This is a genomic window from Bradyrhizobium genosp. A (assembly GCF_049949275.1).
GTDB lineage: Bacteria > Pseudomonadota > Alphaproteobacteria > Rhizobiales > Xanthobacteraceae > Bradyrhizobium.
Map to the genome: position 1 here is coordinate 4,735,219 of NZ_CP188196.1, position 19,621 is coordinate 4,754,839.

Below are 19,621 nucleotides of genomic sequence, written 5' to 3' on the forward strand. Positions count from 1 at the left end.
TTCTGAGCCTTAGCGCAGTGCACCAATGGGCGCAAGACACGCTCTTTTTAGGCCCTTTGCTGCTCCCAGACCGGTGGAAATCCCGGAATCGCCCCGCGCTGGTATGGAGCAGATCGATGGCCCCAGCAAGGGCGGCAAATCACCTCCCCGCAGGACAAAAGCTCTGCGGGGGCATTGTCCCGCGGGGCGGCCACGAGTCTAGGACGATTGTGCTCTCTTGCAGCGACGCAGCCAGACCCCGAAAACGATAAGGATGGGCGCCCCAACCGTCACCCAGGCGACATATTGGCCGAGCGTGCCCCAAAGCAACGCTGCCAGGAGGCCCGTGACGGTCGCGACAGCGAGCAGGACAGGTGCAGCAAAGACACGTATCCACAGGCGCGCGCGGTCAGAGGAGCCATGCATCACGATGGGACCGGGGCTCGTCTGGCGAATGCGTCGGCTTTGGCAGGGGCACGCTTGCGCCGCCGCGCCAGCCAGAGATAGAGGCCGCTGCCGATCACAACGATAGTGAGCCCATCGAGCGCGGCCCAGATCAGCTTGAGCGGCATGCCGCCATAATCGCCGAAATGGCGCGCGATATCGCTAATTGAAAGGCTCTTAGAAGAACTCTTAGAGAGTCTCTTAGAGGCGATCCAACATTTCCAGACATTGCTTAGAGATCAGCGCGAAACCTTCTCGGCTTCGAGCATCGCTTCGGCAGTCGCGGTGAGACGATCGATCTGCGCAAGCAACGTCTCGAGCTCGTCCTTGCTCAATTGCTCGAGCAGCATCCGGTTGCGCTCCTGCGCGCCTTCGACGATGGCATCATGCGCGGAAAGCCCGGCAGGCGTCAGCGACACCAGCACCTCGCGGCTGTCCTTGGGATTTGCGGACTTCGCGATCAGCTTGCGCGAAACCAGCTCGGCCAGCGCACGGCTGATCTGGCCCTTGTCCTGACCGACGGCTTCGGCAAGCCGCGCCACGCTCATCGGCGCCCGCCGGCCGAGCGAGGCGACCAGACCGAACTCGACCGAGGATAGTCCTGCGAGACGCTTGTAGCGCAGGATCGCGCCGCGCTTGAGCAGGTTGGCCAGCACCATCAGCCGCGATGACAGCATCACGGTGATAGGCGCCTGCGAGTGATTGTCGTCCGCATCGGACGATTCGTGCCCGTCCCTGCTCGATGTCTGGCTCATGGTCCACCTCTGCCAAGAAAGCCGGGACGTGCCAAGACTCGATAGTGCCTTGGTAGCGCAACCTCCCCAACCCGATCCGAATGCGATTAAGAGGCATTTTGGAAGATCGTTGACACTGTCATCGAATTATCTTTCACTGGGTCAACACAAGGCGACCCGGCCACCAAGGCCTGCGGCGGGAGGAACAAGCATGACGATCACCCAGCGGGATCGCGATCTCGGCACGGCCTATGCGATGAAACCCGCGCATACGCGCACCGAGCTCACGTCGGTCGTGCGCGGCACGCCAATGGGCGAATTGCTCCGCCGCTACTGGCATCCGGTCGGGCTCATCAGCGACGCCACCTACACGCCAAAGAAAGTGCGCGCGCTTGGTGAGGATCTGATCCTGTTCCGCGACAAGCACGGTCGCGTCGGCCTGCTCCACGCCCGCTGCTGCCATCGCGGCACCACGCTCTATTACGGCAAGGTCGAGGAGGACGGCATCCGCTGCTGCTATCACGGCTGGAAGTTCGACACCGAGGGCCATTGCCTGGAGCAGCCCTGCGAGCCCGACGGCGGCCAGTTCAAGGACAAGGTGCGCCAGCCCTGGTATCCGGTCGAGGAGCGCTACGGGCTGATCTTCGCCTATATGGGCCCGGCCGAGAAACGCCCGGTGCTGCCGCGCTACGAGTGCCTCGAAAACATGGACGACGGCGAGTTCGTCGAGGCCGACGATTCCTCGATCGGCGGCGGCGGGCCTGCGGTCATCCCGTGCAACTGGCTACAGCATTTCGAGAACGTGGTCGATCCCTACCACGTACCGGTGCTGCACGGCTCGTTCTCGGGCCCGCAATTCACCAACATGATGGCCTCGATGCCGGAGGTGACGTTCGACAAGACGCCGCGCGGCATCGCCGTGCGCTCGATCCGCAAGCAGGACGACGGCCATGTGTTTTACCGCGTCACCGAAGCCGCCCTCCCCACCTTGCGCGTGGTGCCGAACCCGCGCGTGGCGCAGTTTGCCCGGGTGGAATCGATCGGCTGGACGCTGCCGATCGATGACACCTCGTTCCGTATCTACGTCGCCGGCCGTGTGAAGAATTCCGGCGACATCGGCCGAATGCGCTCGAAGTTCAACGGAAAATTCTGGTGGGAGATGACGGAGCAAGAGCACCAGCAATTCCCCGGCGACTATGAGGCCCAGGTCGGCCAGGGCCCGGTGACGGTTCATTCCGAGGAGCATTTCGGCCAGAGCGACCGCGGCATCCTGATGATCCGGCGCATGCTGGGCGACCAGCTCGAGGCGTTGGAAGCGGGCCACGACCCCGTCGGCGTCTCGTTCGACACCAGCGCGGCCCCTGTCGAGTTCGAAGCGGGGAATTACATCCGCGAAGGCTGAGCAGCCCTAACAAGGGCTGGACCAACGACAACAACAACGACAAATTGGGGGGCGCGATGGTCGATGTGACGTCACAAATGTCGGTGCAAACGGCCGCCGCGGCAAAGCCCACGGCGCGGCGCTATTACGTGCTGGGCCTGCTCACCATCATCTACGCGCTGAACTTCCTCGACCGCACGATCTTCAACGTCCTGATCGAGCCGATCAAGAAGGAGTTTTCGCTCAGCGACACCATGATGGGCCTGCTCGCGGGCTTCGGCTTCGCGCTGTTCTATTCCCTGCTCGGCATTCCCATCGCGCGCGTCGCCGACCGGCTCAACCGCCGCAACATCGTGGCGCTGGCCTTCGCGTTCTGGAGCGCGATGACGGCGCTGTGCGGCATGGCTTCCAGCGTCACCGCGCTGGCCTTTGCCAGGATCGGCGTCGGCATCGGCGAATCCGCGGGCTCCCCGGCCTCGCAGTCGATCGTCGCCGACCTCTTTGCCAAGAACGAGCGCCCGCGCGCGCTCGGCATCTATGCCATCGGCACCTATCTCGGCGTCTTCCTCGGTTATTTCGTCGGCGGCACCATCAACCAGCACTATGGCTGGCGGATGGCCTTCTATGTCGCGGGCGTGCCGGGCATCCTGCTGGCGCTGATCCTGTGGTTGACGATCTCGGAGCCGAAGCGCGGCGCGATGCAGGAGAATTTCGTGCCCGAGCCGCTCGGGCCGACGCTGCGCTTTCTCGCCTCGCAGCAGAGCTTCATCATCGTGCTGATCGGCTTCTGCCTCACCACCTACACGAACTACGCTACCGCGGCCTGGATCCCGCCATTCCTGGCGCGCGTGCACCATCTGTCGAGCGCCGAGATCGGCACCTATGCCGGCACGTTCAAGGGGCTCGCCGGCATGGCCGGCACCCTGCTCGGCGGTTTTGTGGTGGCGCAAGTGAGCCGCCGCGACGACCGCTGGAAGCTGTGGGCGCCCGCGATCACCTCAGGCCTCGCCGGCCCCGTCTTTGCGCTGTGCATGCTGACGCAGGATTTTGCGATGATGGTCGCGATGCTGGCGCTGACCTCGTTCCTGGTCGGCTTCCATCTCGGGCCGATCTTTGCGATCGCGCAGACGGTGGCGAAGCCGAGCATGCGCGCGCTCGCCTCCGCGCTGATTGCGCTCACCGCGACCTGCTTCGGCCAGGGCGTCGGTCCGCTCGCGGTCGGCGTGGTCAACGACGCGCTGAAGGGCAGCTACGGCGCCGACGCCGTGCGCTATTCCCTGCTCTCGGCAGCGGTCACGACCACGCTCGGAGCCCTGCTGTTCGCCTGGGCGGCGCGCACCATCCGCACCGACATCGAGCGGGCGAACTAGGCGCTCATGAAGGCGAGCATGTCCGCAATCACGCGCTCGCCGTGGGTGAGCGGCAGCGGATGCGGCCCGCCCTCGTAGACAATCAGCTTGCTGCCCTTGATCAGCTTTGCGGTCTTGGCGCCCGTCAATGGCAGCGGCGCGCTGGCATCCTTGTCGCCATGGAGGATCAGCGTCGGGCGATCGATCTTGGCGGCGGCCGCGCGCAAATCGGCGAACGCCATCATCTTGCGGCACGCCAGCGCCACCGGCAGCGGCACGCTCAGCATCATCTCGCGGATCCAGGCCCGCGTGATCTCGGGCGTGTCAGGGGTGAAGAACGGCGCTTCGTTCGCCGCAATCCACTTTGCGAAGTCGCGCGCGACGGCCGCGTTGTCGGCCTCGATCATCGCCTTTGGGACCGCATCCGGATTGTCTTCGGTCTTGACCAGATACGGCGTCGTCGGCGAAACCAGCATGAGCCTTGCGATCCGGTCCGATCCAAATCGGGCGAGATAGTTCACCGCCTCGACCGTCCCCATCGAGAAGCCCACCAGCGTCACGTCGCGCAGGTCGCGCGCCTCGATCACGGCTGCGACGTCATTGGTCAGCGTGTCCAAATCATAGCCCGAAGACGGCATCTCGGACCGGCCATGCCCGCGCCTGTCGGGCGCAACACAGCGGAAGCCCTTTGCGTCGAGGGCCGCAATCTGGCTGCCCCAGGTGCTGGCATCGAAGGTCCAGGCCGTCAGCAGCAACACCGGCTTTCCGTTGCCCCAGTCCTGCACGAACAGTCTTGTGCCGTCCTTCGCCGTCACATAGGGCGATCGCACGGTCTGCTGGGCTGCGGCCACTGGCGCGCCCCCAACCGATGCCGCCGCAAAGGCGGTTCCAAGCAACGTGGCTTCGAGGACAGTTCGACGGTTCATGGTGCTTCTCCCTTGCCGGATCATTCGCGGTCGATGAAAGCAATCATGACGAAGGGATTTGGCGGCCGCGATTACGCGGCAGGTAAGAGCCCATCCGGCGTCCGCACCGGCCCTTCAGCCGTCCACGGCGAAACCGGGCAAACGACCAGATGAAACCATTTTGCGGAACCCGCGAAACGATCCGGAAACAGATGCTCCCTAAGACATCAACCTACAGACGGCGCCAAAGCCCGTCGGGAGGCTCGGATGAACCACTCAATTCACTCTGCAGATCGGGGTACCCACCTGAAGATCGTGGTGGTGGCGCTGGTGGCCGGTATCGCAGTGGCCGCCTTCGGGATCGCAGCCCGCACCAACGCCGATTACAGCCAGACCGCCCAGTCCACCCACGTGATCAAGGCCGGCAAGCCGGTGGCGATCACGAGCGCGGGCACTTCGGAGATGCGCTGATCGCGGGAAAAAAGGTCCGGTTTGAGAGGAAATGGCCGCCCTGGGGCGGCCTTTTGCTTTTGGCCAATCTCTGAAGGGTTCAAGCCAAGCTGCAGCCGCCCGGGCCGTAGCGATACGGTCCCGCCCGCTCCAACAGGCGTTTGCTCCCCGTGGACGCAACGTCCTTGACTTCACCATGTCCCCCCTTTAAGTCCCCCCTCGTTCCGCGCGGACACATACGCGTCACGCGGGAGTAGCTCAGTTGGTTAGAGCGCCGGCCTGTCACGCCGGAGGTCGCGGGTTCGAGCCCCGTCTCTCGCGCCATTTTTGGCAACATCATCAAAAACTTAGCAGAACATCCTCAGCCCGATTGACGACGCCTGTGTCGAATCTCGCGCCTTGCGCTCGTCCGGGGCTGGCGGGAACGCGCGGATTGTCCTGACAAATCACGCGAAAACCCCACTCCCGCTGGCCGGCGTAGTCAGTCCCGTCCCGAATCGTCTAGGCCTTCGGGAACTTGGCAGTTTGGGAGCCCGGTAAGCTTCCGCGCGACACCCGAGGAGGCCAGACATGGCGAAGAAGGCAGCTGTTCCCGCCACGATCACGCTCAAGCACCTCGCGGCCGACATCGCGGAAAGCCAGGACCTCTCAAAGAAGCATGCCGAGGCCGTCCTGACCGACATGGTCGACCTGATCACCAAGCACCTGAAGAAGGGCGACCGCGTCCGCATCGTCGGGCTCGGCATCCTCCAGGTTCGCAAGCGCGCCGCCCGTACCGGCCGCAATCCCGCCACCGGCGAGACGATCCACATCAAGGCCAGCAAGAAGGTCGCGTTCCGCCCGGTCAAGGAATTGAAAGAGGCAATTTAGCCGGTCTCGTTTCGTTAACTCTGATCCGCCTTCGTCCGGCCGCAACGCGGCCCGGTTTTCTGGTATACCGGTTGCTTCCCAAGCCTGCTTCCACAAGACCTGCTCCCAAAAGCCCCGGCGGTTTGACCAGACATGTCCCTGACCTTCACGCATACCGTGACCGAGCGCTTCCTGCGCTACGTCACCATCGACACCCAGTCCGATCCGAACTCCCCGGCCTCGCCATCGACCGAGAAGCAGAAGGATCTCGGCCGCGTTCTCGTCACCGAGCTGAAGGCCATGGGCGTCGCGGACGCCCATCTCGACGATTACGGCTATGTCTACGCAACGATCCCGGCCAACACGGACAAAAAGGTGCCGGTGATCTGCTTCTGCTCGCACATGGACACCTCGCCCGACGTCACCGGCAAGGACGTCAAGCCGCAAGTGGTGAAGAACTATCGCGGCGGCGACATCACCTTGCCGGGCGATACGACCCAGGTGATCCGCTTCGCCGAGCATCCCGCGCTGAAGAACCAGATCGGCAATGACCTCATCACCACCGACGGCACCACGCTGCTCGGAGCCGACAACAAGGCCGGCGTCGCCGAGATCATGGATGCCGCGCATTTCTTCATCAATAATCCCGATGTGAAGCACGGCACCATCAAGATCCTGTTCACGCCCGACGAGGAGATCGGCCGCGGCGTTGACAATGTCGACATCAAGAAGCTCGGGGCCGATTTCGGCTACACCATGGATGGCGAGAGCGCAGGCAGCGTCGAGGACGAGACCTTTTCCGCCGACGGCGCCACCATCACCATCACCGGCGTCAGCGCCCATCCCGGCTATGCCAAGGGCAAGATGGAGCACGCGATCAAGATCGCAGCCGCGATCGTCGAGCGTCTGCCCAAGGAAGGCTGCTCGCCCGAGACGACGTCGGGCAAGCAGGGTTTCCTGCATCCGGTCGGCATCGAAGGCGCGCTGGAACAGGCGATCCTCTCCTTCATCGTGCGCGACTTCACCGAGGAAGGGCTGAAGGAGAAGGAGGTCCTGCTCGAGACCATCGTCAAGGACGTGATGAAGGATTTTCCGCGCTCGACCTACAAGTTCGAGGTCCGCGAGCAGTACCGCAACATGAAGCAGGTGATCGACCGTCACCCGCACATCCTCGAATACGCCATCGAGGCGATCCGCCGCGCCGGCTTGCGTCCGATGCGCACCGCGATCCGCGGCGGCACCGACGGCTCACGCCTCTCCTTCATGGGGCTGCCCTGCCCCAACATCTTTGCGGGCGAGCACGCGTTTCATTCGCGGCTCGAATGGGTGAGCCGGCAGGACATGGAAAAGGCGGTCCAGACCATCGTGCATCTGGCGATGATCTGGGAGGAGAAGGCTTAGGCCTGACGCTGGGCGGGCTCACCTGGTGCCACTGCGCGGCGCGCTCACCTCGCGCCGGCCGTTGGATTGCCGCTCGCCGTGGGCGGCGCGAAATTGTCGTGGCGTAGAGCCGGTCCAGCGGCCGAAGGCGTTGGTAAAGGAGCTGGCCTCGCGGTAGCCGAGCAGCCAGGCGATCTGTGAGATCGGCAGCTCCCGTTCGCTCAGATAGCGTTTGGCGAGCGCGGCCCGCAGCTCATCCAGCAGCTCCGAGAACGTCACGCCCTCCTCCGCCAGCGCGCGTGCGAGCGTACGGCGGCTCATGCCTAGGCGACCGGCGATCACGTCCGCGTTGGCCTGACCATGCGGTAATGCCTGAGCGATCGCTTCATCCACGCGGGATCGGAGGCTCGATCGCGATGGCCCGCGGTTGCCCAGGGCTTCGTTGGCATAGCTCAACAGCAGGCGGTTGAGGTAGATGTCGGCATCGACGGATGGAAGCGAGGCCGTAGCCGCGGGAAAAACAATCTCGTCGGCATAGGACCCGAATTGGACATCACAGCCAAGGAAGCCGAGGACTTCAGCCGACAGCTCGGGGCGGTGGTGCCTCACCCTGATCTGGCGCGGCACCAATCGGTTGTTCGTGAGCCGTCGACAGACGCGCACCAGGGCGCCCAGCCAGAACTCGACCTGATGGCGGTCGGACTGACGCTCGACGTCCAGGTAATGGAGCGCAATCACAGTGGCACGATCGAGATCAACGGAAAGCTGAACGCCTTCGTTGTTCAGCTTGCTGTAGCGCGCAACATTGCGAAGCGCCTCCGCGAGAGTCTCTGACGACGCCATGACGTAATACAAGAGACCGATCTCGCGGAGATCGAAGTCCTGCGCCAGATGAAAGCCGAGATGCTCATCGCCCAGCTCCTGAGCCGCCAGATCGAGCAGCTTGATCTGAGCAGCTACCTCGAGGCGGCGAGCCGGTTCGTCGATCAGCGCGAGCGTCAGCCCTGCCCTCGACACCAATTGCGCAAGATCCTTGCCGGCGCCGCGAACGCGCTGACATGCCAATCGCGCGATTCCGCCGGTCGCGCTGGGTATGGAGCTGAAGCGGTTCGTGTGGTGCATGGCATTGGCAATAGCGGTTGACCCCAAAGACCAAATTGTCGGCACACGATCACAAGACGGGGCCGACGCACCATTCCTATATCGCTGGACGGGCGCCGACCGATTCTGCGAGCGTTTATCGCCCTTTGCCTGCGATTCCACAGGCAGCAACCCTGCCCGTCTTTGATTTGGGTCAACGAAAGTAGCCACCGGCCGGCCGCCCAGCGCCGTTGTGCGTCGGCCGAGCCTCCGTCCTCATTCGAGCTGATCATGCCCCTCATACGCGAAACAGTTGAGTTGCTGGTTCAGGCGGCGGGAGCCTGTCACATCCCGGACGATCGAGGCGGATTGCGCGATCGGGAATGGAAGGCCCTGCGGTTCCTCGCGCGCGCCAACAGATTCTCGAAATCCCCGACGGCGGTGGCCGACTATATCGGCGCGACCAGGGCGACCGCGACGCAGATCGTCAAGACCCTTGAGGATAAGTCGTTCGTCGTCCGCAAAGCTTCACCACGCGACAAGCGGTCCGTGATGCTTTGCGTGACCCCGCAAGGCGAGAAACTGCTTGCTCAGCACGATCCGATCAGCGGCATGGCCAACGCGATCGCGACTCTGGTGGCGGAAGACTGCCTGAAGCTGAGGAATGCGTTGAAAGCGATCCTCAATCGCATCGACGCACCTCGCGTCGAAACCAGCGCCGGCCGCTGCGGCGACTGTATTTTTCTCCGCAGGGACGCTGACACTCGTGCGGGCAAGGCGCGTGCCGCTACCGAATTCCGGTGCCGGCTTCATCTGGCCCAGCTTGCAGCTCACGAAACCGAGCTGCTTTGCACCAGCTTCGAGCGCGTGGACGGCGACTGAAGCCAGCGCATCCGTCCCGTCAGGTCCGGCGCGGGCTTCCCGCAGTCGGCGAACGTTCCTGATTTTTGCGACGAGCGGGAACGAACCAGCAAGATGCGGGTTCTCTGCTCAAGTCCCAAGGATGAAGATTGTGAGCACAAAAGGCCTCAGCCGGTTGCCCCCGGGCTGGGGCCTTTTCGTATTTTACGCATGCGATATCGAGTCCCCCACACGTAACATTATTGCGGGTCGACATCGTTGCCGGCGCGGTGCTAACCGCAGCGGGACGGGATCGAGACGGCGCGATCGAAACGCCTATAATGGCACCTGATTTGGCGGTTTCCGGGGAGCACTGGGTTTGGGCAGCCACGACCATCACGGTCATCACCACCATGACCACAGCGATCATGCGCATGATCATGGGCATGACCATTCCCATGGCCATGGTCACGCGCACGTCCACGCGCCTGCCAATTTCGGCAAGGCATTCGCGATCGGCATTACGCTCAACACCGCGCTGGTCGTGGCCGAGGCGGTCTATGGCTATCTCGGCAATTCCACCGCGCTGCTCGCCGATGCCGGCCATAATCTGTCCGACGTGCTCGGCCTCATCGTGGCCTGGGGCGCCTCGATCGCGGCGCGGCGCGCGCCGAGCGGCCGCTTCACCTATGGCTTTCGCGCCTCCACGATTTTGGCCGCGCTCGCCAATGCCGTGTTCCTGCTGGTCGCAACCGGCGCGATCGGCTGGGAGGCGATCCTGCGGCTGCGCGAGCCGGAGCCGGTCGCGGGTGTCACCGTGATGGTGGTTGCCGGCATCGGCATCCTCATCAACGGCTTTACCGCCATGCTGTTTGCAAGCGGCCGCAAGGACGACATCAACATCGAAGGCGCCTATCTGCACATGACAGCGGATGCCGCGATTTCGTTCGGCGTCGTGGTCTCGGCGGCGCTGATCATCTGGACCGGCTGGCTCTGGCTCGATCCCCTCACCAGCCTCGTCATCTGCGTGAGCATCCTCTGGGGCACGACCAGCCTGCTTCGCGGCTCCATCGACATGTCGATGGCGGCAGCGCCCAGAGGCACCGACCTCGTCGCGATCAAGTCATTCCTGCTGGCGCGGCCAGGCGTGTCCGCGATCCACGATCTCCACGTCTGGCCGATCTCCACCACCGAGACCGCGCTGACCTGTCACCTCGTGATGCCCGCCGGCACCGCCGATCCGTTCCTGATGGAAACCGCGCAGATGCTGAAGACATCGTTCCGCATCGGCCACGCCACGCTTCAGGTCGAGACGCATCCGGACAATGGCTGCGCGCTGGCGCCGGATGATGTGGTGTGAGGTGGTAACGGCCGGCGTTCGCAGAGCTTTTCAGCGGCCTACCCCGCCTTCGCCGTCACGATCCAGATCGCGCCCGGCAGCGCCACGCTCTGCCCCTTCAGGAACGGCGCGAGCGTCTCGCGGATCGACGCCTTTACGGCTGCGTACGTCTCCGGTGGATGGCCCTGCAGCGCGCGGCTGGCGGGGCCAATCTGGAGCGAGCCGTCGACGGCAGCATCGAGGCCGCCGCCGATGGCGATGTCCATCGCCAGATCATGCGGCTCCATCGCCACGTCGACGAAGCCGGCGCCTTTCAGGATGCGCGTCACGCGCTCCTCCGAGGCGAAAGCGAACGGGCCCGGCTCCTCCGGCCCGACCGGCGGCATTTTCGGCACGTGCTTGTAGACCGCCATCAGCGGCGCCATCATCCACGGATTTTCCTTCGGCTCGCGCCAGCAGGCGAAAGCAAGCCGTCCCGTCGGCTTCAGCGCACGGCGAAGGTTGGCGAACGACGCGACGGGATCGGCAAAGAACATCACACCGAAGCGTGATGCGAGCAGGTCAAAGCTCGCCGGCTCGAACGGATGCACGGTCGCATCCGCCAGCACGAAATCGAGCGGCAACCCCTTCGGCGCAACCTCGCGCGCCCGCCCCAGCATGGGCCCTGACACATCGAGACCGAGGGCAAAGCCATTCGGCGCGACCGCCTTGGCAAACATGACCGTCGTCGCGCCAGCACCGCAACCGACGTCAAGCACGCGCTCGCCGGGCTTCGGCCCGGCGCAATCGATCAGGATCTCGGCGATCGGACGCAGCAGAATTTCCTGCGCCGCGTCACGGTCGGCCCAGCGCTGGCCGCCAGGACCGTTCCAATAGGCGATCTGGTCGGCGTTGAGCTCATGTCCGCGTGGTTGTTCCATCGGGTCCCTTGTCCTTCACAGTCGGCGATCCGCCGCTCGCTCGCAATCATGCGGGCTCACCTGCATCGGCAGTCCGTTGCCCGGTCGTAGCGTAATTTTCTGTAACGGCCAAACTTGGGCATCCGGCGCAAGCTCCATGTCGAAACGCCGCACAAGCGCGGCAAGCACGATCGTCGCTTCCTGCAGCGCAAAGGAGGCGCCGATGCAGACGCGCGGCCCGGTGCCGAACGGCAGATAGGTAAAGCGCGCGATCGCACCACGGTTTTCAGGCAGAAAGCGTGAAGGATCGAACGCGTCCGGCCGCTCCCACAGCAAACGATGCCGGTGCAGAACGTAGGGCGCGATCACGATCAGCGCGCGCGCCTTCACCGCCAGCGCGCCGATCGTATCCGCGTTCGTGGCCATCCGGCTCAGCGCCGCGATAGGCGGATAGAGCCGCAGCGTCTCCTCGACGACGGCACGAGACACGACGAGCCTGTCGGCGAGACCTTCCACCGGCCCGGTCAGTTCGCGCTCGGCCTCCTCGCGCACGCGCGCCCGCCAATCGGAGGACTGCGACAGCAGGAAGATCGCCCACGCCAGCGTGTTCGCCGTGGTTTCATGTCCCGCCGAAAGGAAGGTGAGGATATTCGACCTTACCTCGGCTGGTGACATTGATCGCCCGCTCGACGGATCGAGCGCCCGCAACAGGAGCGTCAGGAGATCAGCAGGCTCCTCCCCCACGGCCTGGGACTCGAGCCGCACCCGTCGTGTTTGGATGATCCGATCGATGATGCCCTCGAAATAGGTCATGGTCCGGCGCAGGCGGCTGCGTCCGGGGCGCGGCACGAACCGGGGCGCGCCGAGCAGATCGAGCGCGCCGATCCGTCCGATCACGCCGAAATAGGCGTTCATCGCGTCGCGGAAGTCGCCGCAATCGCCGGCGATTCCGTCGGAGAAGATGGTGAGTGCGAGCACATTCAACGTGATCAGCGTCATTTCGGCGACCATGTCGACGGTCGCCTTTGGTCCGAGACCACGCCACCGCTCCGCCAACTGGTCGGCAGCGGTCAGCATCGCAGCGGTGAAGGACGTCACCGTGCGCCGCGCAAACAGCGGTGCCAGCATACGTCGCTGCACCTCCCACCGATCGCCCTCGACGCTTAACAGCCCTTCGGCGAGTCCGTTTGCGAGAATGCGGCGCTGGATCGGGTCCTTTCGGTAGTTGTCGGCATTGTCGACCAGCACATGCTTGATGGCGGCCGGGTCGTGCACCAGGAACGCGTCAGTGAACGGCAGCCTCATCTTCGCTATCGGCTCGCGAAAGAAGTCCTCGCTCCAGCATTCCAGTGGATTGCGCCTCAGCGTCGCGAGCAGCCCGAACAGGCGCAGCCGCTGTTCCGGCGGACGCGGGGCCGGCGGACAAAAACTCTCCGCATTTTCACCGTCGGAGAAACGCAGCATCGAACCGGCAAAATAACGAGTGGAACAATGCCGAAATAAAGCCGCAGCTTCGCCGGAGTTCCTGACGGTGTCCAGTCGAGATTGGAGGCGGACAGTCCCGCTGCGCCGATTTGTGCAGCCGAGGCTGGCAATACGGGCTGGACAAAAGCGGGCTGGTGGGCGGTCACGGATTCGAACCGCGGACCCTCTCGGTGTAAACGAGACCGGACCGGGCCCGCCTACTGAATTTCCACGCTTTTTGGTTCATCCCGTTGCGCTTTGTTCACGGGCGGATTGCCGGTTTCTGTTGCGTTTCTGTTGCGCGGCCTCGGCCGAGCCGCTGGGATGACTGCATGACGCCGTCGAAGCCGCCCGGAATGTGATGCTTGTAGTGCTTCTTGATGATCTGGACGCTGACGCCGCAGAAGTCGGAAACCTGATCGATCGGCGTCCCTGACCGGAGATACCAAGAGATTGCGGTATGCCGGAGCGTGTGCGGGATGACCTTGCGCTCCTTGATCTCGGTTGCCAATTCGGCCGCCTTCACGACCTTCGGCCAGACCTTCTTGACGCTCTGGACCGGCTGGCCCTGCCACTCGACAACCGCCCGCGTCGAGATGCCGAGCCGATGCCAGCGGCGCATATGGGTTAGGAGCCGGGGCGGCAGATCAATCGGAGGCTGTCGCTTGTTCGTCTGGCGCTTGCCATAAGCCAGCCGGACGAAATGACCGGCCTCCAGATCGACATAGCCCCGCCCGATCGTCGGCATCAGGGCCGCGCCGCAGATCGCCCCGGCCCGCGTCCCGGTATAGAGCCCGGCGAGAATAAACCGGGCAATGTGACGGGCCAGATACCGGCCGGTTGGCTTGCCGTTGCGGACCTCACGGAGCCGCCATGCGGCGAGGATCAGACGCGCGGCCTCGCTCCGGGTCAGCCAGCGCTCGCGCGCTGGCGCCGCCTCCGGGAGGACCGGGCGGAAGAGCATGTTGACGCCGCCAACCATGTCCCTGATGTGATAATTGATCGCCGCCGCCAAGGTCTCCAGCTCGCGCCGGGCCGCGCTCTGTGACCCGCGCTGCGCCGCATAGGCGCGCTGCAATGACCCGTTCAGCTCGCCGATGGTGCGGTCTGGGCCGAAAAACCCTCCAAGGTTTAGGACCATGGCAATGCCGGCCTTCGGCCTCGCCGCGATTGCAATCTTCTCCTGCATGTAGACAGACAGCGCGTCCGCTACCTTGACCGCATTGGGATCACCGCCGCTTCGGCTGGCTCTGGGGTCGTGCTTGCCGATGATGTATTCGGCAAGCTTTCTCTCAGCGCCTTCGCGGTCGCCTTCAACGCATCCAGTGCCGATGGTCCGCTGTCCATCGCGGATGTTCCACATCGGGGAGCGGCCTTTGGCTTTGAAGAGGGCGAGCCTTGGGCCTTTGCTGGGACGCGGCATCTTTGTCTCATCTCCTCAATGTCGCGCAAGGTTGTAAAATCCTTGCCGCAAAGCCGCTCAATCGTCAGTAACCCGGCTCGCGCGCATCGGCGCAGAGCGCTGACCGACATTGAGCCGTCCGGATATGCCAGGCGGCAGGCAACCGACAGCCGCAATGGCGTCGTATCGGTGACCGCCTCCGGCAGCGGCATCTTGATTGCGGGACTCATACTCCAACTGGGGCTAGGGTCGGCGACATACGGCGTCGCCGTCAACCAGATTATCCACAAGACGCCCCGCCGCAATTCCCTTTGCGCCGATATAACCCGCGTTACATCGTGACGCGCCAATCTGTCACGCTCATCGTAACGGCGATTGTCACGGAGCGTCACAAACCGTCAGAAGTCCTTACAACTCAGGGCGTTGTCTCCCGCTGTTTCGTCTCGATGTGTTGACGAAGCTGGCAAGCACGGGTAGTTGACGAAACGATCGCTAAGGCGATCTGCCCTCGACACGGACCCGGCTTTGGACGGTCAGCGTGTCGAGCCCGCAATGAGCGAACCGATCTCGTCCCGGACTGGGGGGCGGCTCAGATGGTTCGCAAGGTGACGCGGATGTCCCGCTCGCCATTCATTGTGGAGCTATTATGGGCCTACGTATCCCGAAAGATCAGATTGTCCAGCATCCGATGCGGCGCGCGGTGCTGGACCACCTCATTGCGTCGGGCGGCAGCTCATCGGCTGCCGCGACCTGCGCCGCGCTCGGCATCCTCCATCGCCAACAACTGGCTTGGCATCTGCGGCTACTAGCCCGCGACAGCTTCGTTCGGGTCGAGCTTGTCGGCCGAGGCAATCAGCGCGCCGCTCTCATTCACATCACCAAGAACGGGCGCAATGCAATTGCCCGCAAACTCAATCCCCCAGCAATGGAGCTTCTATCGCCGTGAGCAAAAATTACGCGCCCCCGAGGGCAAACTCGGGGACGCGCGGGAATTCGACAGCAGTTTGGACCGCCGCTGAAATCAATACGAATTCAACCTCCCGCGCGCAAGTCTCAATTGATCATCCAATCGCTGGCGAGGGACGACATCTCGCCGCCACGGTAACGATCGCCAGCTCCGCTGTCAGGCGATTGCCGACGCGATTGCACGTCTCATGTGCCGCCTGCGGCCATGCCGGCGTCGCGACCATCTTTCTCAATCAAACCGCAAAGCTCCGATGCTCGCGCTGTGGATCGCGGAATTGTGTCGTGGCAGGCCGCGATGCGTCCCGATCATGGGCGCTGCGGAGGATCGGCCGATGAGCAAGCCCGCTGCAAAGGCGACGGCGCGCGCGCGATATCTGCGCAGCGCCAAGGGCAAGCCGACGAAGGTGAAGCTCGGCGGCAATGCCGTCCCAAAGCGCACCCGTCAGGTGCCCGGCGCAACGCTGCGGTGCATCGATCTGGAGAAGTATCTCCGCGACCGCTACGGACCCGTGCTGCCCGACGATGACGCCGGCCGCGCCGACGCCGAGATCATGCTGAACCACATTTTCTACCGGCAGGCCGTCGACCGGCCATGGCTCATGAATGATTGGCTCGACAGGTGCGCTCCGTGGCTGATCGGCGAAGAGCGAGAGACGCTGATCGCCAAGGTGTTCCGCAAGCCGAGGAAGTACACGGCGGACAGGCTCGCCAAGGAACTTGGCCTGACCTATGCCCGCCGTCAGCGCCTCGGGATCACGACCATCGGCTCGATCGATGTCGACGCCGAACAGCGCAAGGAACTGCAAAAGGTGAAAAAGCGGGAACACAAAGCGCAGAAGCGCCGCGATGCCGGATGCATGACGCGGTCGGAGTACGAGGGCAACTCGATTGCCAGGATTGCGCCTTGGGAGGCGTTGGGCCTGTCTCGCGCAACCTATTACCGCCGCCAGCAACAGGCCGCCAGTGAGGCAAAATCACATTATGCAGGTGACGGACTTGTCTCAAGCATCTCGTATGCAATCGTGACCGTCAGGGCACTGTGACGTGAGACAGGTGCGGCCCCTGCATAATTACTTCTATTGCTGGAGCCGGACTTGTCTCACGACTTGCTCAGTGCAGCGGCGTGATGGCGGCCCGTCGCCCGTCAAGGGCGCGTAGAGGGCGGCCGTCACACCGCGATGCGTGCAGAAATCCATCAGCGCCGTGACGTCCGCGCCGTTTTGAAGAACGGCGCTACCATCACGGCAAAGTCCCGATGAGGAAACAAGACGCGCGGCTTCTACGGAGTATGTAGCTGCGCGCGCGATCCTCTGGCAGCTACTTGAATCATTGCAGCCCGCCGTCACAAAAATCGTAACGGGCTTGGCGAAGCAGAGCGGCAGGACTAGGTTGCGGCCATGAGCGACATCATCGAGCGCGATACAAAGAATGGCCGGTTCCTACCGGGCAATTCCGGATTTGGTGGACGGCCGAAAGGCTCGCGCAATCGGCTCGGAGAAAGCTTCATCGCTGATCTCCGCGACGCCTGGGAAATTCACGGCGCCGACGTCATCGCGCGCGTTGCCCGTGACGATCCGGCCGCGTTGCTCAAGGTGATCGCAAGCTTGATGCCCAAGGACGTCAATCTCAACGTCGGCGTCGACGCCGCGTCGTTCGCCGAGCGGTTCCGCTCTGCCTGCGCCATGCTCGGCAATCCAGAGCCCCAGCGCGTGCCCAAGCCACCCAAGGTGATCGATCATGCCTGACCCTGTGGCCGTTGCGCTCCTTCGTGCCAAGTTGGCTGACGATCGGGATACGGACGAGAACAGCCTCTCGGCGCTGGAGTCCATCGCTGAGGTCGTCGGCTATCTGGTCGAGGTCGATCGCTCCGAGGGCAGGCCCGACGACTACAGCGCCGAGCTTGCCCTCGCTGCTGCTGATCTCAGCCGCGAGACTTTGCGGGAGAACGCCGCGATCCTCGGCCGGCTCGGCTATGCCGATGTCGCGAGCATGATGCGCAAGCTGGCGCGGAAGGCGAAGCCCAAGCCGTTGTCCATCAAGCCCGGGGGCTATCGGCCGCGATCCTGATGTCTCAGTTGGGTACACCCGGAAGAAACATCGGCCTGAGACACTTTTCCTGTCTCAATTAAGTTGACATCGGACTTTTGATACATCATTGTCTCATGGTCTAAAGCCAATTGAGACAAGGGGCATCACATGACCGTCGTCGGCTACGCCAGAGTATCAACCACTGATCAGAACCTCGACATCCAGCTCGCCGCGCTCAAGGCCGCTGGCGCCGAGATCATTCGAGCCGAGAAGCAGAGCGGCACGACGACCGAGGGCCGCGCCGAGCTGCGGACCGTGCTCGACTTCCTGAGGGCCGGCGATGTCCTGATGGTGACACGCATCGACAGGCTCGCTCGAAGCATCGGCGACTTGCAGGACATCGTTCGCGCAGTGAAGGCCAAGGGCGCGAGCCTGAGGGCAACCGAGCAGCCCATCGATACGAAGACGGCAGCCGGCAAGGCGTTCTTGGACATGCTCGGCGTCTTCGCTGAGTTCGAAACCAACCTGCGCAAGGAACGCCAGCTCGAAGGGATCGCCAAGGCGAAAGCCGAAGGCAAGTACAAGGGCCGGCCGGCATCGATCAACCAGGCCGAAGTGATCAAGCTCAAAGCCCAAGGGCTCGGCCCTTCGGAGATCGCGCGTCAGCTCGGCATCGGCCGCGCCTCGGTCTATCGCGCGCTCGCTGAGGCTTGAGAGGCGGGAGGGGCTGGGGCTGGCTCCCCGGCGCTTTCTGGCCCCTCCCCAACGGGACCCGGCAGGGGCCGGGGCTGAGTTCCCGGCGACGGCTTGAGAATTTCAATCCCCCGCCCCGTCGCCTCCCTGCATCCATTTTCCAAAATTTTTTCTGAGAATTTTGCGAGATGCGGATCGTCGGCGATCAGAATGCCCGCCAGATTGCGCCGCGTGGCGCAGGGAGCGTGCAGGCGCGTCGGTCGCTGTCTGACAGCTGGCAGCGGCACGAGCCTCTGTGCGGCCTTCTCTGTTGAAAGCGTCAGTTCGTGTATACCAGAGCGGCAGGATGCTGGCATGATGCGGCCACCTGCTAAATCACCGGGGAGAATGTGCATGATCTGGCTCAAGCGTCGCTTTCACGCTGCGGACTTCGGACCCTATCAGGACAAGCTCGGCGAGCTGATGATGGCGATGCCGACGCATTACGCGGAATTCTTGATGGTGAGCACGGAGACCGAGCAGCCACTTGTATCGGATTATTATGTTGGTCTGCCGATCGAAGCGCTGGCCGTTGCCTTTGATGGTTTTGAGCGCGCGGCCGATGCGGAGTTGCCCCGCGAGATCGATACTTTCCTGCTTGGCGATCAAACCAAGGAACCGTTCACGAGCCGCTTTCGCTTTCGTAAGCGAGTGTGAGAGCGCTTGACGCAGCGTGGCTGGCGCGCGGCTCCTAGGCGCCGAAGAACTTTCTGATCTCGGCGGGTAGCACCATGCCTGCGCCGAGCATCACCTCGCCAATAATGCGCTTGCGGTCTTCCTCGTGCACTTTGCGCAGGGCTTCGATCATGTGCACCTTCTCCTCCGCAAAGCTCTGGTTTCGGATCATCGCCGCCTGGTTTTCAAGAAGTCTCTTCACGTGCGGATCGTCGCTCATCGTGCCGCTGCCTTCCGCGCGTCACGTGCGGCGCGGCGCTGGTCAATCTCTTTGGCGGCCTTCTCGACAGCTTCTCGGAGGCGGGCTTTCACATAGCTCTGGAGCAAATCGTTCTGCTCGTCTGTTAGGCCCATAGCGGCTAACAGCTCGGAGCTTGATTGTTCTCGGTCATTGCCGATTGTTTTCATCGTCTCGCCTCCCGCTTGTGAATGTTCAGCGGAGCTGACGGTGGCAGGCGTCATTGCGCGCGCCAAGGCAAATATTTTCGCCGACTTCGCCAGTTGCGGGAGCTTTGTCTATTGCCAATCTCCAAGGTAAAAAAATTCTAGATTCAGTTGAGGTCGCGCTTTGTTGCTCGCGCGCTGCTCCAGCTCCACTGCGATGACGTGGATGATCCCGGCCTTGCCGTCGATCATACTGCTCTCGCCAAGCATCTCTTACTGACGATCCGCAAGGCTGGTCGGTTGGACGCGGACAGCGTCCGCTTCATCCGCAACGGCAAGGT

The 19,621-nt window shown here is 63.4% G+C and carries 23 protein-coding genes and 1 tRNA gene; 15 read left to right on the forward strand and 9 right to left on the reverse strand.

Annotated features, from left to right (window positions below; translation table 11 throughout):
- Positions 1 to 404 precede the first annotated feature (404 nt).
- Together ACP2YP_RS21980 and ACP2YP_RS21985 are read right to left on the reverse strand one after the other, a co-directional pair.
- Positions 405 to 551: a hypothetical protein gene (locus ACP2YP_RS21980; RefSeq protein WP_426418444.1), complete on the reverse strand. Its 147-nt coding sequence runs from the start codon at positions 549 to 551 to the stop codon at positions 405 to 407.
- 111 nt (positions 552 to 662) lie between these two features.
- Positions 663 to 1,178 (reverse strand): MarR family winged helix-turn-helix transcriptional regulator, encoded by a 516-nt coding sequence (locus tag ACP2YP_RS21985; RefSeq protein WP_426418445.1) that lies wholly within the window; start codon positions 1,176 to 1,178, stop codon positions 663 to 665.
- A 190-nt stretch (positions 1,179 to 1,368) separates the two neighbouring features.
- Between ACP2YP_RS21985 and ACP2YP_RS21990 the strand changes: the two genes are divergently transcribed.
- Together ACP2YP_RS21990 and ACP2YP_RS21995 are read left to right on the forward strand one after the other, a co-directional pair.
- Entirely contained in the window at positions 1,369 to 2,559 is a 1,191-nt protein-coding gene (locus tag ACP2YP_RS21990) for a Rieske 2Fe-2S domain-containing protein (RefSeq protein ID WP_426418446.1), read from the forward strand.
- 56 nt (positions 2,560 to 2,615) lie between these two features.
- Positions 2,616 to 3,908: a spinster family MFS transporter gene (locus ACP2YP_RS21995; protein WP_426418447.1), complete on the forward strand. Its 1,293-nt coding sequence runs from the start codon at positions 2,616 to 2,618 to the stop codon at positions 3,906 to 3,908.
- Here ACP2YP_RS21995 and ACP2YP_RS22000 read toward each other — a convergent pair.
- Positions 3,905 to 4,813, reverse strand: a complete 909-nt coding sequence (locus ACP2YP_RS22000; protein WP_426418448.1) for an alpha/beta fold hydrolase — start codon at positions 4,811 to 4,813, stop codon at positions 3,905 to 3,907. The genes ACP2YP_RS21995 and ACP2YP_RS22000 overlap by 4 nt on opposite strands.
- 246 nt (positions 4,814 to 5,059) lie before the next feature.
- On the opposite strand from ACP2YP_RS22000, the gene ACP2YP_RS22005 reads away from it, so the two are divergent.
- The 4 genes from ACP2YP_RS22005 to pepT all read left to right on the forward strand — a co-directional run bounded on the left by ACP2YP_RS22005 (position 5,060) and on the right by pepT (position 7,492).
- Positions 5,060 to 5,263, forward strand: coding sequence for a hypothetical protein (locus ACP2YP_RS22005; protein WP_426418449.1), 204 nt, complete (start codon positions 5,060 to 5,062; stop codon positions 5,261 to 5,263).
- Between the two features lie 226 nt (positions 5,264 to 5,489).
- A tRNA-Asp gene (locus ACP2YP_RS22010) sits at positions 5,490 to 5,566 on the forward strand.
- Positions 5,567 to 5,812: 246 nt separating this feature from the next.
- Positions 5,813 to 6,112 (forward strand): HU family DNA-binding protein, encoded by a 300-nt coding sequence (locus ACP2YP_RS22015; protein ID WP_426418450.1) that lies wholly within the window; start codon positions 5,813 to 5,815, stop codon positions 6,110 to 6,112.
- Positions 6,113 to 6,244: 132 nt separating this feature from the next.
- On the forward strand, positions 6,245 to 7,492 hold the full coding sequence (gene pepT, locus ACP2YP_RS22020; RefSeq protein WP_426418451.1) for a peptidase T: 1,248 nt from the start codon (positions 6,245 to 6,247) through the stop codon (positions 7,490 to 7,492).
- An 18-nt stretch (positions 7,493 to 7,510) separates the two neighbouring features.
- Here the strand turns inward: pepT and ACP2YP_RS22025 are convergent, their stop codons facing one another.
- Entirely contained in the window at positions 7,511 to 8,593 is a 1,083-nt protein-coding gene (locus ACP2YP_RS22025) for an AraC family transcriptional regulator (RefSeq protein ID WP_426418452.1), read from the reverse strand.
- 276 nt (positions 8,594 to 8,869) lie between these two features.
- On the opposite strand from ACP2YP_RS22025, the gene ACP2YP_RS22030 reads away from it, so the two are divergent.
- Both ACP2YP_RS22030 and ACP2YP_RS22035 read left to right on the forward strand, forming a co-directional pair.
- Complete coding sequence (locus ACP2YP_RS22030; protein WP_426418453.1) at positions 8,870 to 9,433, forward strand: MarR family transcriptional regulator; 564 nt, start codon at positions 8,870 to 8,872, stop codon at positions 9,431 to 9,433.
- Between the two features lie 337 nt (positions 9,434 to 9,770).
- Positions 9,771 to 10,751, forward strand: a complete 981-nt coding sequence (locus ACP2YP_RS22035) for a cation diffusion facilitator family transporter (protein ID WP_426418454.1) — start codon at positions 9,771 to 9,773, stop codon at positions 10,749 to 10,751.
- A 38-nt stretch (positions 10,752 to 10,789) separates the two neighbouring features.
- Here the strand turns inward: ACP2YP_RS22035 and ACP2YP_RS22040 are convergent, their stop codons facing one another.
- The 3 genes from ACP2YP_RS22040 to ACP2YP_RS22050 all read right to left on the reverse strand — a co-directional run bounded on the left by ACP2YP_RS22040 (position 10,790) and on the right by ACP2YP_RS22050 (position 14,171).
- Complete coding sequence (locus ACP2YP_RS22040; RefSeq protein WP_426418455.1) at positions 10,790 to 11,650, reverse strand: methyltransferase domain-containing protein; 861 nt, start codon at positions 11,648 to 11,650, stop codon at positions 10,790 to 10,792.
- A 15-nt stretch (positions 11,651 to 11,665) separates the two neighbouring features.
- Positions 11,666 to 13,093, reverse strand: coding sequence for a cytochrome P450 (locus tag ACP2YP_RS22045; RefSeq protein WP_426418456.1), 1,428 nt, complete (start codon positions 13,091 to 13,093; stop codon positions 11,666 to 11,668).
- A gap of 262 nt (positions 13,094 to 13,355) precedes the next feature.
- Positions 13,356 to 14,171 (reverse strand): site-specific integrase, encoded by an 816-nt coding sequence (locus tag ACP2YP_RS22050; protein WP_426418457.1) that lies wholly within the window; start codon positions 14,169 to 14,171, stop codon positions 13,356 to 13,358.
- Between the two features lie 180 nt (positions 14,172 to 14,351).
- Here ACP2YP_RS22050 and ACP2YP_RS22055 point away from each other — a divergent pair, with 180 nt between their 5' ends.
- The 7 genes from ACP2YP_RS22055 (at position 14,352) to ACP2YP_RS22085 (ending at position 18,878) form a co-directional block, all read left to right on the forward strand.
- Positions 14,352 to 14,837, forward strand: coding sequence for a hypothetical protein (locus ACP2YP_RS22055; RefSeq protein ID WP_426418458.1), 486 nt, complete (start codon positions 14,352 to 14,354; stop codon positions 14,835 to 14,837).
- 304 nt (positions 14,838 to 15,141) lie between these two features.
- Positions 15,142 to 15,441 carry a helix-turn-helix domain-containing protein gene (locus tag ACP2YP_RS22060; RefSeq protein WP_426418459.1) on the forward strand — a complete coding sequence of 100 codons (300 nt, stop codon included), beginning with the start codon at positions 15,142 to 15,144 and terminating at the stop codon, positions 15,439 to 15,441.
- A gap of 352 nt (positions 15,442 to 15,793) precedes the next feature.
- A complete protein-coding gene (locus tag ACP2YP_RS22065; protein ID WP_426418460.1) occupies positions 15,794 to 16,504 on the forward strand; it encodes a hypothetical protein in 711 nt (236 codons plus the stop codon).
- A gap of 354 nt (positions 16,505 to 16,858) precedes the next feature.
- A complete protein-coding gene (locus tag ACP2YP_RS22070; RefSeq protein ID WP_426418461.1) occupies positions 16,859 to 17,206 on the forward strand; it encodes a hypothetical protein in 348 nt (115 codons plus the stop codon).
- A complete protein-coding gene (locus ACP2YP_RS22075) occupies positions 17,199 to 17,528 on the forward strand; it encodes a hypothetical protein (protein ID WP_426418462.1) in 330 nt (109 codons plus the stop codon). The genes ACP2YP_RS22070 and ACP2YP_RS22075 overlap by 8 nt, the downstream gene beginning before the upstream one ends.
- A 129-nt stretch (positions 17,529 to 17,657) precedes the next feature.
- Complete coding sequence (locus tag ACP2YP_RS22080) at positions 17,658 to 18,203, forward strand: recombinase family protein (protein ID WP_426418463.1); 546 nt, start codon at positions 17,658 to 17,660, stop codon at positions 18,201 to 18,203.
- A gap of 372 nt (positions 18,204 to 18,575) precedes the next feature.
- Positions 18,576 to 18,878 (forward strand): hypothetical protein, encoded by a 303-nt coding sequence (locus tag ACP2YP_RS22085; RefSeq protein WP_426418464.1) that lies wholly within the window; start codon positions 18,576 to 18,578, stop codon positions 18,876 to 18,878.
- A gap of 34 nt (positions 18,879 to 18,912) precedes the next feature.
- On the opposite strand, the gene ACP2YP_RS22090 is transcribed toward ACP2YP_RS22085, so the two are convergent.
- Entirely contained in the window at positions 18,913 to 19,116 is a 204-nt protein-coding gene (locus tag ACP2YP_RS22090; protein WP_426418465.1) for a hypothetical protein, read from the reverse strand.
- Positions 19,113 to 19,358, reverse strand: coding sequence for a hypothetical protein (locus ACP2YP_RS22095; protein ID WP_426418466.1), 246 nt, complete (start codon positions 19,356 to 19,358; stop codon positions 19,113 to 19,115). Before ACP2YP_RS22095 ends, ACP2YP_RS22090 begins: the two co-directional genes overlap by 4 nt.
- Between the last annotated feature and the right edge of the window lie 263 nt (positions 19,359 to 19,621).